At 37.8% G+C, this 14,150-nt stretch carries 7 protein-coding genes and 1 riboswitch; of the genes, 6 read left to right on the top strand and 1 reads right to left on the bottom strand.

Annotated features, from left to right (window positions below):
- Nucleotides 1-207 precede the first annotated feature (207 nt).
- From ACWPVE_RS02830 to ACWPVE_RS02815, 4 genes are all read left to right on the top strand, one after another.
- Entirely contained in the window at nt 208-714 is a 507-nt protein-coding gene (locus tag ACWPVE_RS02830; protein ID WP_453990545.1) for a GNAT family N-acetyltransferase, read from the top strand.
- A 96-nt stretch (nt 715-810) separates the two neighbouring features.
- A riboswitch (cobalamin riboswitch) is annotated at nt 811-1,102 on the top strand.
- Nucleotides 1,103-1,591: 489 nt separating this feature from the next.
- The gene (locus ACWPVE_RS02825; protein ID WP_453990844.1) at nt 1,592-3,829 is read left to right on the top strand and encodes a ribonucleoside-diphosphate reductase subunit alpha; all 2,238 of its coding nucleotides are present in this window, start codon (nt 1,592-1,594) and stop codon (nt 3,827-3,829) included.
- A 13-nt stretch (nt 3,830-3,842) separates the two neighbouring features.
- Nucleotides 3,843-4,889, top strand: coding sequence for a ribonucleotide-diphosphate reductase subunit beta (locus ACWPVE_RS02820; protein WP_453990544.1), 1,047 nt, complete (start codon nt 3,843-3,845; stop codon nt 4,887-4,889).
- Nucleotides 4,890-4,891: 2 nt separating this feature from the next.
- The gene (locus ACWPVE_RS02815; protein ID WP_453990543.1) at nt 4,892-5,347 is read left to right on the top strand and encodes a flavodoxin domain-containing protein; all 456 of its coding nucleotides are present in this window, start codon (nt 4,892-4,894) and stop codon (nt 5,345-5,347) included.
- A 16-nt stretch (nt 5,348-5,363) separates the two neighbouring features.
- On the opposite strand, the gene ACWPVE_RS02810 is transcribed toward ACWPVE_RS02815, so the two are convergent.
- Nucleotides 5,364-6,494, bottom strand: a complete 1,131-nt coding sequence (locus tag ACWPVE_RS02810) for an MFS transporter (RefSeq protein ID WP_453990542.1) — start codon at nt 6,492-6,494, stop codon at nt 5,364-5,366.
- A gap of 165 nt (nt 6,495-6,659) precedes the next feature.
- Here ACWPVE_RS02810 and addB point away from each other — a divergent pair, with 165 nt between their 5' ends.
- Together addB and addA are read left to right on the top strand one after the other, a co-directional pair.
- Complete coding sequence (gene addB / locus ACWPVE_RS02805; protein ID WP_453990541.1) at nt 6,660-10,148, top strand: helicase-exonuclease AddAB subunit AddB; 3,489 nt, start codon at nt 6,660-6,662, stop codon at nt 10,146-10,148.
- A complete protein-coding gene (gene addA, locus ACWPVE_RS02800; protein WP_453990540.1) occupies nt 10,141-13,902 on the top strand; it encodes a helicase-exonuclease AddAB subunit AddA in 3,762 nt (1,253 codons plus the stop codon). Before addB ends, addA begins: the two co-directional genes overlap by 8 nt.
- The last annotated feature ends 248 nt before the right edge of the window (nt 13,903-14,150 follow it).

The raw sequence follows: 14,150 nt of genomic DNA, 5'->3' as shown, positions 1-14,150 counted from the left end.
GTATAAAAATCAAACGCAACTCTTGCATTCCCATCAAAAAGTAAATATGGTGAGTTGCTTGCCCTTTCATTGTCAACATAAAAATCGAAAGCGCTTACAATGTGATTTCTGTTTCCTGAAGAAGGTTACATTTTTGTATCTTTTTTCCTGATATTCCATTATAATGTTCTGAAAATAGAAAGGGCGGTGTTAGAAAGGAGAGTTAAGATGATTAGAAAACTAAAGCCAGAGGATGCAGAGAAGTATTGGAAATTACGATTAAAAGCATTAACAACCGACCCCAATGGGTTTTTAGTCACCTTTGAAGAAGCAATAAATACGGAAAATGCAATAGAAGAATACAAGGTTAGTTTACAATCCAAAGAGATTATAACTTTTGGTGCCTTTGAGGGAGATCAATTAGTTGGAATGGTTACATTAGTAAGAGAAACACGCCGAAAAATAAGACATAGAGCTAATATTGTAGCGATGTATGTTGATGATCAACATAGAGGTAAGGGAATTGCTAAAGCGTTGCTAAAAGAGGCAGTAAAATTGGCAGAAAGTTATCCAGAATTAGAACAATTGTATTTAACTGTAGATTCTGATAATACAGATGCGAAGGAACTATATAAAAAAATAGGCTTTAAAAAGTTCGCTACGGATAAAGGAGCAATCAAATACAATGGACGATATCGGGACGAAGATCATATGAAATTATTTCTCGAGAAATAATTGTCAAAATATGTCTTGCAAAAAGAACAGCAGTCGCTTATTATTTAATTAATAGCATATATTGATATATTTATTGTTTTCGAAACTACATATTGTGTTTTGCCTTGAGAAATAGATGCCGATTAGGCTTAAAAGGGAATCTGGTGAAATACCAGAACTGCCCCCGCAACTGTAAATGCTGACGAAATGAACAGACCACTGTATAAGATTACTTAGATTAGAGTTCAAAAAAAGAGGATGGAAAGGACCACGTCAACAAGAACGCGACGTCCTGTCGATGTGTCATTTTCACCAGAATTTTTGATACCTCTTTAAGGTGCTTATATGGGAAGGGTTCAAAGTAGAATGAAGCATAAGTCAGGAGACCTGTCTTTTCTTTAGATGTTTCACTTCTTCGGGGATTGAGAAGATGAAACGGTGGCGACAGGTAGGGTTCTATCTTTGTGCTCTCTTGATGTTATCGTTTCATCCGCTCAATTCATTGGGCGGATTTTTTGTTGTTTAAGAAGTTATCGATTTCAACCTTGTAGATAATTTTAAAATAGTTATCTACGTATACAGCAAGCGCACCAGCCCCTCTGTTGTATATCAAATCCGTCAAGAAGGTCAAAAAACACGCCTTTAGCCGTATCGTCTTATGCTAGTCGGACTTACACAGGACAAGGAAGGCTCAGAGAGGAGCATCTCACGAAGAAAATGGAATGCATTTTCGTGGATGTATTGACATCGATGTTTGCCATAGGGTGTGGTAGTAGTTAGTCGATGTTTCACTTTCAAGGCGCTTGCGTATTTGGTTTTGTATTGAAAAAAGTTAAGGGAGAGAAAAAAATTGACTATCTCAACTCAAGGAGAATTAGAAGTAGTACTCCAATCACTAATGTATGCTGAGAAAAACTATCAGATTGATACAACAGAAATGAAAGAAAAAATAAGGGGTATGAATCTATCGAATGGTCCAAATCAGCAAGCCCTTTTTTATGCTTTAAACAATATTGCTATGGACCAACCGAACTGGACCTATTTAGCAGCACATCTTTATTTAAATGAGCTTTATGAGAAAGCAGCACAGAGCAGGGACTATAATCGTACACAAAAATATGGTGACTTTTTTGAGTTACTACAGGAATTAACAAATAAAGGCATATATTCGGCAAACATACTAGATTCCTATACAAAAGATGAAATTGAAGAACTAGGAAAGGTTATTGACCCAACTAAAGATTTTTTATTTACATACATAGGATTATTTTTATTAGCAGACCGCTACCTTGCGAGAGATTATGAGCGCAACATTTATGAACTGCCTCAAGAGCGTTTTATGATCATCGCGATGACGCTCATGCAACATGAAAAAACGGACCTACGCCTGACTTATGTGAAAGAAGCATACTGGGCATTAAGTAATTTATTTATGACGGTAGCTACTCCAACTCTTTCAAACGCAGGTAAAAGTTTTGGTCAGTTATCCTCTTGCTTTATTGATACAGTGGATGACTCACTTGATGGCATTTATTTAAATAATTGGGATATTGCTAGATTGTCAAAAGATGGTGGGGGAATTGGCGTATACTACGGCAAGGTTCGTGCGCTAGGTTCCGATATCAAAAAGTTTAAGGGGAATTCGTCAGGTGTCGTTCCTTGGATTCGACTTATCAATGATACTGCAGTAAGTGTTGATCAGTTAGGGCAACGGCAAGGGGCTATCGCGATTTATCTAGATCTTTTCCACAAAGATATTATGAATGGTTTTTTAGATTTGAAAACAAACAATGGAGACGAACGCCGCAAGGCCCATGATATTTTTACAGGGGTATCTGTTCCAGATCTTTTTATGCAAAAGCTCCAAGAATGTGATGAAAATGGAAGAAGTATTGGGGAGTGGCACACGTTTTGTCCACATGAAGTAAAGCAAGTAATGGGATGGAAAGATGAACATGGTAATCCGTTAGGTCTTGAGGATTTTTACGATGAAGAGGATGAAAAATATTTCACTGAAAAATACATTGAGGCTGTCAATCATCCACTGTTACCACGTAAAACTTATCGAGCAATGGATATTATGGCACGGATCATGATCGCTCAGCTAGAAACAGGAACACCATATATGTTCTATCGTGATGAAGTCAACCGTCAAAATCCGAACAAACACCTTCTAGGAAAAGGAAGGACAGCAATCTTTTGCAGTAATTTATGCACAGAAATTGCACAAAACATGTCTGTAACGGGAATCTCTAAGGAATATATTGATGATAAAGGAAATATAGTGATTGTTCGAAAACCAGGTGATTTTGTGGTTTGTAATCTTTCTTCTATTAATCTACCAAGAGCTGTACGAGAAAATGTACTTGAACGTTTGATCCGAATTCAAGTTAGAATGCTAGATAATGTTGTAGATTTAAATACAATTTCAGTGAAACAAGCAGAAATCACTAACAAAAGATTTCGTGCTGTCGGCCTTGGGACATTCGGCTGGCATCATCTTCTAGCTCTAAAAGGAGTGTACTGGGAATCTGAAGAGGCTGTTCAATTAGCAGATGAGCTTTATGAGGATATTGCCTATTATGCAATCCAGTCATCGATGGAACTTGCAAAAGAAAAAGGAGCATATCAAGAATTTGAAGGTTCGGAATGGGAAACAGGCGTTTATTTTGCACGAAGAAAATATACTACCCAACGTTGGAAGACGCTACAACAAAAAGTTGCACAAAACGGTATGAGAAATGGGTGGTTAATGGCGGTAGCACCAAACTCATCTACTGCAAAAATAGGTGGATCGACTGATGGTATCGATCCAATCTATGCAGCGGAGTATGCGGAGGAAAAGAAGAACTTTAAGTTCAAGGTAACTGCGCCTGATCTTAACTCTAAAACCTATGCATTTTACAGAAAAGCACGTCATGAAGTGAATCAAATATGGAGTATTCGACAAAATGCTGCACGTCAGCGTCATATCGACCAGGGCATTAGCTTTAATTTGTACGTAAGACACGATATTAAAGCAAAGGATCTCTTGCAGCTCCATTTGGAGGCTTGGAAGCAAGGGCTAAAGACCACCTATTATGTTAGAAGTACTTCACAAGCAGAAATTGAAGAATGTGAATTATGCCATAGTTAAGGAGGACGAATAAATGACATATAACCAGCCATTAACAAAAATAAAATTATTTAATCCAGCTTTTCCGAATAAGTCTACAGGAATCATTAATGGAGAAACGTCAGGACTGTTAAATTGGAACGATATTGCGTATCCGCAAATGTATACACTCTATCAGACATTGTTAGCAAATTTTTGGAAAGCACAAGAAATCAATATGCAAGATGATATCAAGCAGTGGGATCATTTATCACCTATTGAACAGGATGTATTTTTAAGAATTAATACACAGCTTGCTTCTCTGGACAGCCTACAAACACCAACGATGAATCAGGTGATGGATTATGTCACTGATTCAAGCTTTAAAGCCATTTTTGCCGTGATTTCACAGCAGGAGGCAGTACATAATGAATCGTATTCATATATTTTAAGTTCCCTAGTTCCGTTACATGAACAAATAGAACGATTTAATCAAGCAAAGGATGACCCGATTGTTAAAAGAAGAAACCAGTTGATTCTTAAGGCATACGAGGGATTCAGAGAAAATCCAACTCCCAATAGCTTATTTAAGCTTGCAATCAACTCGATTAATCTGGAAGGAATCTATTTTTACGCTGGTTTTGCTTTTTTCTATCATCTTGCTCGTCAACAGAAAATGCTTAAAACAAGTACGATGATTAGCTATATTCAACGTGACGAGATGCAACACGCCTATTTCATTGCGCAATTTGTACGAATTCTCTTATCTGAAAATCCAGAATTAAATACAGATGAGAATAAAAAGTACGTTTATAAAGCAATGGGTCAAGCTGTGGAGCTAGAAAAAGAGTGGGCTCATTATATCTTAGAGGATATTGATGGGATTGATTTGGGTGAATTTGAAGATTATGTGGAGTATTTGGCGAACAAACGATTACGTCAACTTGGATTCCAAAATCTGTACGAGGAGAAAGAAAACCCAATGCCGTGGATTCAAGTATTTAGTGACGAGATGATGAATGATACGAAGTCAGACTTCTTTGAGCAAAAGTCACGTACCTATACAAAAGTGTCCCAATCAAATGGGTTTGATGAGCTTTAGGGATGAAGATAGGCATTGTATACACATCGATTACAGGTAATACAAGAGAAGTGACGACAATCATAAGTGATACAGTCATAAAGTATACAAGTCAATGCGATATCTTTGAGATTTCACAATTTCCATACCATAAAATAGGAACCTTCGATGTACTCTTTTTAGGAACTTATACGTGGGGAAATGGGGAAATTCCTCAAGAAATGAAGGGACTTTATCGTGCATTTGAGAATGGATCCCATAAGGAGATTGTCACTGGGGTATATGGAACAGGCGACCAATTTTATCCTCATTTTTGTGGGGCGGTTGATGAGTTTCGGGATATGTTGTATGTCCATTCAAATTTAGCTGCTACGTTGAAAATTGAATTGGCACCACAAAAGTTGGATCAACCTCGTATAGATAGATTTGTTGAAGTTGTGGTGGAGCGTGTAAATGACAAAAAGGGAATCACCGTTTGAGTGATCTCCCTTTTTGTCATATTTTTAATGTGTAACTCAACATAATATTAAGTCCAAATAAAGCTAGTAAGCTTCCGAGTAGAAGTGGAAAATTCAAAGCTGATGCTATCAGTGCGCCTAAACTCCCACCAACCATTAACGTAAAAGAATAGATGGAGATAGCAGAGCCTCTTGCATGTTCACCAAGCTTCCCAATAACTGAAATGAGGGATGGGTATAGAAGGGAAATAGCTGCAATAAATGGAATGGTAATGATGGCAATCACCATAGGTGTTCGTGCAAATAGAAGAATCATTAAACTAAATGCTACTAGACAAAGACCGATTAATAATGTACGACGATCGCCAAAATGCCGAACTAATTTTCCTGTTAGTAGTGAAAAAGAGGCACCAATCAGACCGATAGCCCTAATTTGAAATAAAGTTTGTCGGCTGATCGAATAGTTATCTTGTAAGTATTGACTCATTCCATCGTAGAAAGAAATGAAGGTTAATAAAATCGTGAACGTGATGATGTAGCATTTTAGTAGCGAGGGATTTTTAATTATTTTTGATAAATCCTGAGTCAATGAAGTCATTGCTCGGTTTGTACCTGATTCAGGCGGAAGGATCATCAATCCACTGATAAATAGGAGTAGATAAATAAGCGCAAAGCAATAAAATACAAATTCCCAGCCATAAAAAAAGGTGATGCTAGAACTTATCAGTTGACCAAGGATACCAGCAAATAAGAATCCACAGTTAATAAGGGCTAATACAAGGGTACGGTGTCGAAGTTGGAAAACCTCGAATATATACGCAAATGCAACTGGTGGAAAGCTTCCTAGTGCAAAACCTTGAAGACTCCTAAAAAGATAAAGTGAATTTTCATTAAAGGAGAATCCCACTAATGTGGTAGTAAGAAAGGAGAGAATTAAACCCAGTAGAATAACTTTTTTTCTCCCGATTTTCTCTGAAAGTGGACCAAAGAATAACAGCCCACATGCATAGGAAAATGAAAAAACACTTCCCCCAAGCACCGCTTGTTCCACAGTGATATCGATTGAATCAGAAACACTTTGATAAATGGGAATAAAAGTATAAATATTAGAGGCCACAAATACCCCTGTAATAATTAATAAAAAAGCTACAAGAAATAATCGTTTCAATTATACCACCACCCTTTTGTAACATATGCCTAACCTGATTTTCGTGTTAATAAAAAATAACAATACTAGAATTTGGATTGGTTAAGATTCACTTATTCGACATTTTTTTTGTTACAATTAGAGGATAAGCATGAAACGAATTTCTGCTCATTAGGAGGTTACTATATGTCTCTACAATTTATTTTGGGAAGAGCGGGCACAGGGAAGTCATATACATGTCTTGAAACGATTCGTACAAAGTTATTAGATAATCCAATTGGTTCGCCAATAGTGTATCTAGTTCCAGACCAAATGACATTCCAATCTGAATATGATTTAATCAATACTCCTGGAATTGGCGGAATGATGAGAGCACAAGTATTCAGTTTTACCCGTTTGGCATGGAGGGTTCTTCAGGAAACTGGTGGGATGAGCCGTTATCATGTCAACGATATCGGTGTGAATATGCTGCTTCGAAAAATAATTGATACAAGAAAACAGGATCTTAAGGTTTTTACTCGTGCTGCAGATAAAAGTGGTTTTATTACACAGATGGAAGAAATGGTAGCGGAGTTTAAGCGTTATTGCGTGACGCCTGAAGTATTAGAAGAACAAAGACAAACCATTACACATGAAAATAAAGTGCTTTCTGATAAATTACATGATCTACAACTATTATATGATGAACTAGAAAAACATCTTTTTGAGAAATACGTGGATTCTGAAGATTACTTACGCCTTTTAGCAGAGAAAATTCCACAATCTACGTATGTAAGAGAGGCAGAGATACTAATTGATGGTTTCCACAGTTTCACTCCTCAGGAACTTGAAGTAGTGGGACAGCTCTTGAAGGTGTCAAAAAAAGTTACGATTGCTTTAACAGTTGATAAGGCATATGATTGGCCACCGCATGATTTAAGTTTATTCCGTATGACGGGGAAAACATATCAATCTATTATTCAATATGCAAAGGAAAATGGAATCTCGGTCGAGGATTCGATTTTGCTAACAGAACAGCGTCGTTATACCTCAGAGCCATCGTTGGCCCATCTAGAAAGATATTTTGATGAAAGGCCTACAGTTTCATATAACGAATCAACATCCATTACGTTAAGCCAAGCAGTGAATCGCCGAGCGGAAATTGAAGGAGTTGCTCGAGAAATTCAAAAATTAGCACGGGATAAAAACTATCGTTATCGTGATATTGCGATTATGGTTCGCAATGCGAGTGATTATCATGAAATGATTGAGACAATTTTTCAAGATTATCACATTCCATTTTTTATTGACCAAAAACGTTCAATGTTAAACCATCCACTAATTGAATTGATTCGTTCGAGTCTTGAGGTTGTGAGTAGTAACTGGAGATATGAGTCTATATTCCGTTGTGTAAAAACAGATCTTTTATATCCATTCGGTGAAGAGATTGCTGCAGTTCGTGAAGATATGGACAAGCTCGAAAACTATGTGCTTGAGTATGGGATTCAAGGCTATCAATGGACGAATGGGAAGCGTTGGAAGTATAAACGTATTAGAGGATTAGAGGATTCAGACCTCCCACAAACAGATAAAGAAAAGGCATATGAGGAAAAGCTAAACGAACTTCGACACATGATTGTCGAACCCTTACTTACACTCGAGAAACGTCTCAAAAAGGCGAAGGACGGTAAAAGCATGTGTGAGGCGCTTTTCCTTTATTTAGAGGACCTTGAAATCCCTGCAAAAATGGAAGAAATGAAATTAAATGCAGAATTAGAAGGGCGACTATCGGAAGCTAGAGAAAATGATCAGGTGTGGAATTCTGTCTTAGAATTGCTTGATCAATATGTAGAAATCATCGGTGACGAAAAAGTTTCGCTCACAATGTTCAATAATATGATCGAAACGGGATTGGAAAGTATGCGATTTGCCCTTGTTCCACCAGCAATAGATCAGGTACTTGTTGCAAGTTTAGAACGCTCTAGACTTTCAAATATAAAATGTACCTTCATTATCGGTGCCAATGACGGTATTCTTCCTGCTCGTCCTAATGAAGAAGGGGTGTTTTCAGAATCAGATCGAGAAACTTTAGCTGATACAGGATTACAATTAGCACCTGGTAGCAGAGAAACGCTATTAGATGAAAATTTCCTTATTTATTGTGCGCTAACTAGTCCTCAGGAAGCATTGTATATAAGTTATCCATTGGCCAATGAGGAAGGAAAATCTCTTCTTCCTTCACCGATCATAAAGCGTCTTAAAGATATTTTTCCACTTATAAATGAAAGGTTTTATATGAATGAACCATCAGAGTTGCCAGTAAGTGAACAGTTAGAATATATCGTAAACCCTGATGTGGCATTATCATCTTTAGCAACACAATTACAGGCTTGGAAAAAGCAATATCCTATTCAGGATTTATGGTGGGACGTTTATAATTATTTTGCCAACCACGATGAAATGAAATACAAAAGTAAACGAGTGTTAAGCAGTCTGTTTTATGAAAACAAGCCGAAAAAACTTTCAAAAGAAATAACTCAAAGTTTATATGGTGACCATATTCAAGGTAGTGTCTCACGTATGGAAGTATTCCAAGGCTGTCCATTCTCTCACTTTGCAAGTTATGGCCTTCAGTTAAAAGAGCGGAAAGTATTCCGCCTAGAATCACCTGACATTGGAGATTTATTCCATGCGGCACTCAAGAAAATCGCAGACTCTTTAAGAATCAATGGAATTGACTGGCGCGACCTTACAAAAGAGCAGTGCGAACAGCTTGCTGCAAAAGCGGTAGAAGAACTGGCACCACGATTACAGAAGGAAATATTATTGAGCTCAAATCGCTATCACTATATCATGCATAAGTTGCAGAAAATCATTAGCCGTGCATCTAAGATATTAAGTGATCATGCGAAAGCTAGTGGCTTTGCTCCAGTGGGAATTGAGCTCGGATTTGGTAGGAAGGGACCTCTTCCACCAATTCGTTTTAATTTAGATAATGGAAGCACAATGGAATTGGTAGGACGAATAGACCGTGTTGATAAAGCTGAAAGCTCACAGGGTGTATTGCTGCGAGTTATTGACTATAAATCAAGTCAAAAGTCACTTAATCTTTCTGAAGTATATTATGGACTTGCTCTTCAAATGTTAACTTATTTAGATGTAATCATTACTCATTCTAGGGATTGGATAGGAATGGAGGCAAAACCAGCAGGTGTTCTATATTTCCACATTCATGACCCACTGATTCATTCCAATAAGGTGTTGCCTGAGGATAAAATCGAAGAGGAAATATTTAAGAGGTTTAAAATGAAGGGACTTTTATTGGGCGATGAGGAATCTGTTCGTCTAATGGATCAATCACTAGGAACAGGTTATTCTCAAATTGTCTCAGCAGCGATTAAGAAAGATGGAAGTTTTTATTCTAATTCTCAGGTAGCAAGTGAAGAAGAGTTGGGTTATCTTCGGAACCATGTACGAGGAGTCTTTAAAAACACGGGTAACCGGATAGTAAATGGTGAAATTGACATTGCACCCTATAAACTTAAAGATAAAACGCCTTGTACGTACTGTCCGTTTAAATCTGTTTGTCAATTTGACCAGAGCCTGGAAGAAAACAAATTTCGAGTCCTGCCAAATGAAAGCAAGGATGTAATCCTTGAAAAAGTTCGGAATGGAGGTGTGAAAATTCATGACTAATCATATACCAAAACCTGGAGGTAGCCAATGGACAGATGATCAGTGGAAAGCAATTGTCTCAAGTGGACAGGATATTTTAGTTGCAGCTGCAGCGGGGTCTGGTAAAACGGCTGTCCTAGTTGAGCGGATTATTCGAAAGATACTATCCAAGGAAAAACCTGTTGATGTAGACCGTTTACTCGTTGTGACTTTTACAAATGCATCAGCAGCAGAAATGCGTAATCGGATTGGGGAGGCTTTGGAAAAAGCTTTAAAAGAGGATCCTGCCTCTTTACATGTCAGAAGACAATTAAGCTTGCTAAATCGTGCTTCCATCTCAACGATTCACTCTTTCTGTTTGGAAGTGATTCGGAAATTTTATTACTTAATTGATATCGACCCTGGGTTTCGAATTGCAGATTCGACCGAGGCTGAACTACTTCGTGATGAGGTTATGGAAGAAATGTTTGAAGAACATTACAGTAATCTCGAAAACACAAAATTCTTTGATTTAGTAGATCGTTTTACAAATGATCGAACCGATGTTGAATTACAGAATATGGTTCGAAGACTATATGAATTTTCACGTGCACATCCAGCCTCTTCTGAATGGCTACAGCAGATTGTGGAGGACTATCAAGTCGATGACCAAACTTTGGATCAAACACCATATATTCCGTATTTACTAGCGGATATATCGCTGCAATTACAGGGGGCAAAAGCCAAGTTAGAATATGCAATGGACCTTATTCGAATGCCAGGGGGACCAGCTCCTCGAGCAGAAAATATTGAGGCTGACCTTGAACAAATCTATCGTCTTTTACGTGCAAAGGATCAATCATGGTCGGCACTATATCATGAAATGCAAACACTTGCGTTTGGTAGAGCAAAGCCTGTTAAAGGTGATGAATATGATGAGGTTCTAAAGGAACAAGTAACAAAGCTAAGAGACGATGCAAAAAAACTCGTTGAAAAAATAAAAGAAGATTTATTCAGTCTACCTCCTGAAAGCTATTTAAATAATATTAAAGAAATGAAGCCTTCCATTGAAATGCTTGTACAGCTGGTCATTGAATTTGGTGAAAGATTTCAGAAAGTAAAAGAAGAAAAAGGACTAGTTGATTTTTCAGATCTAGAGCATTATTGTCTTGAAATTCTAAGTAAATCAGGAACGTCTTCAGTGGAGTTAGTGCCTTCGGAAGCGGCATTAGAATACCGACTTCAGTTTGAAGAAGCATTTGTTGATGAGTACCAAGACACAAATATGGTCCAAGAATCGATTTTAAAACTTGTTACAAAAGATGGCGAAGCGACAGGAAATATGTTCATGGTTGGTGACGTGAAACAGTCGATTTACCGATTCCGACTAGCAGAGCCTATGCTGTTTCTAAGTAAATATAAACGTTTCACTCAATCAGGGGATGGAACTGGATTAAGAATTGATTTATCAAAAAACTTTCGTAGCCGTGCTGAAGTATTAGATGGAACGAATTATTTATTCAAACAAATCATGGGTGAAGCTGTCGGTGAAATTGAGTATGACAATGATGCCGAATTAAAACTAGGGGCAGACTACCCTGTAAGAGACCACATGGCTGCCGAATTGTTATTAATTGATAAAAACGGACAAGAAGTTGAGAATGTTGGACCAGAGGAAAGTGCTGAAGATGAGGGGCAAATGATCCTCTTTGACGAAGCTGAACTTGAAACAGCCCAGCTTGAAGCTCGGGCGATGGCAAAGCAAATTAAACACATGATATCTTCTGAGTTTCAAGTGTTTGATCGAAAAGAAAACCGCATGAGGAATATTACCTATCGAGATATTGTGATTCTCATGCGTTCGATGCCATGGGCTCCGCAAATGATGGAGGAATTCAAACAACAGGGAATCCCTATTTATGCAGACCTTTCAACAGGCTATTTTGATGCAACCGAAGTCGCGATTATGATGTCCTTACTGAAGGTGATTGATAATCCGTATCAAGATATTCCACTTGCATCGGTTTTACGTTCACCAATAGTTGGACTTGATGCTGAAGAGCTTGCGAAAATCAGAACCTATGAAAAAAACAGTCCTTATTATGAAGCATTAAAAATCTTCTTAAAAGAAGCTTCAAGCAGTGATGAGACATACGAGAAAGTTGGACATTTTTATCATAAATTGGAAAGTTGGCGTACAAGAGCAAGAACAGGTTCCCTGTCTGATTTGATATGGCAATTGTATAGGGAGACATACTTCTATGATTTTGTAGGAGGTATGCCAGGTGGAAAGCAACGTCAAGCAAACCTTCGTGCACTTTATGACCGTGCACGTCAATATGAGGCGACATCTTTTAGAGGATTATTCCGTTTCTTGCGTTTCATAGAGCGAATGCAAGATCGCGGAGATGATTTAGGTACTGCAAGGGCACTGGGTGAACAAGAGGATGTTGTTCGACTGATGACCATTCATAAAAGTAAGGGACTTGAATTCCCAGTTGTGTTTGTAGGCGGTCTTTCTAAGCAATTTAATATGATGGATTTAAACAAAAGTTATTTATTGGACAAAGAGCTTGGATTTGGTACAAAATACGTAAATCCAACTTTACGCATAACCTATCCAACTTTACCGATGCTTGCCATTAAGAAAAAAATGCATCTAGAACTGATTTCTGAAGAAATGCGTGTCCTTTACGTTGCTTTAACTAGAGCAAAAGAAAAACTATTTCTTGTTGGTACGGTGAAGGATGTAGAAAAGCAACTTGAAAAATGGCAAGCAACCCTTCAAAACAAAGAATGGTTACTTGCGGACCACACAAGAGCTGGGGCTAAATCTTACTTAGATTGGATTGGTCCAGGTTTGATTCGTCATAAGGACGCAGGGTTGCTTCGAGGTGAAGAGACTGTTGAGCATCTCCCATCCGAAATTGTTAATCATCCAGCAAAATGGGAAATTCAAACTATCCCAGCAACAAGTTTACAAAAAATTGATAATGAAGAAGAGAGCAGATATGAACAAATTGAAGCTGCATTAAAGGAAGGTAACCCAATTCCAGTTAGTAGTGATGCTTTTGAAAAAATCGAGCATCAACTAACATGGCAGTATCCTTATAAATCTGCAGCAAATAAACGTTCAAAACAGTCGGTTTCAGAGATTAAAAGACAGCGTGAGAGCATGGATGAACATAGTGATATCCTGTTTCTTCCAAAGTTTCGATCCAGTTCTGCTGATCGCCCAAGGTTCATGCAGAAGAAATCATTAACGCCAACAGAGCGTGGTACAGCGATGCATATGGTGATGCAGCATATTGGATTAAATGAACCGATTAATAAAGAATCAATTCTAGAGCAAATCCAGCGAATGGTTCATCATGAGTTATTAACACAAGAACAAGCAGATGTAATTAATATAGACAGTATTTTAGGGTTCTTTGAATCAGAAATTGCTCAGCGTATGCTTGTAGCTGAACAGGTAAGAAGAGAGGTTCCGTTTAGTGTGGCGATACCCGCGTCAGAGGCATATGCAGACTGGTCTGATGAACAACATGAGAATGTACTGATTCAAGGGGTCATTGACTGTATTTTTGAAGATGAAAATGGAATTGTACTCATTGATTATAAAACAGACACGATATCTGGTAAGTTTAGAGGTTTTGAAGATGCAAAACCAGAACTTGAAGACCGCTATCGTGTGCAGCTTGAACTATATAGTAAAGCAATCGAACATATTTGGCGAAAGCCACTTACAGATAGATATTTATACTTTTTCGACGGCGGGCATCTGTTAAAAGTATAGCTCCTAATGATTAGATTGTGAGACTCTACAGGGTAGCAGTAATTTTTACTGCTACCTTAACTATGTATAAGACAAAAATATCTTTGATGCCAGAGCAAGCGTAGAGTTGGAATATCATGGTCGTCTGGGACGCTAACTGGTATTTTGCAACAGAACTTCTCGGTATATCAGGCTATTGTGAAACGATAAATGAAATGAGCGCAACTGTATTACACGGTATATAACGGCATTGTAACTGAAATCCAGAC

Source organism: Bacillus nitroreducens (assembly GCF_964021195.1).
This window is presented reverse-complemented; position numbering and strand designations above follow the sequence as displayed.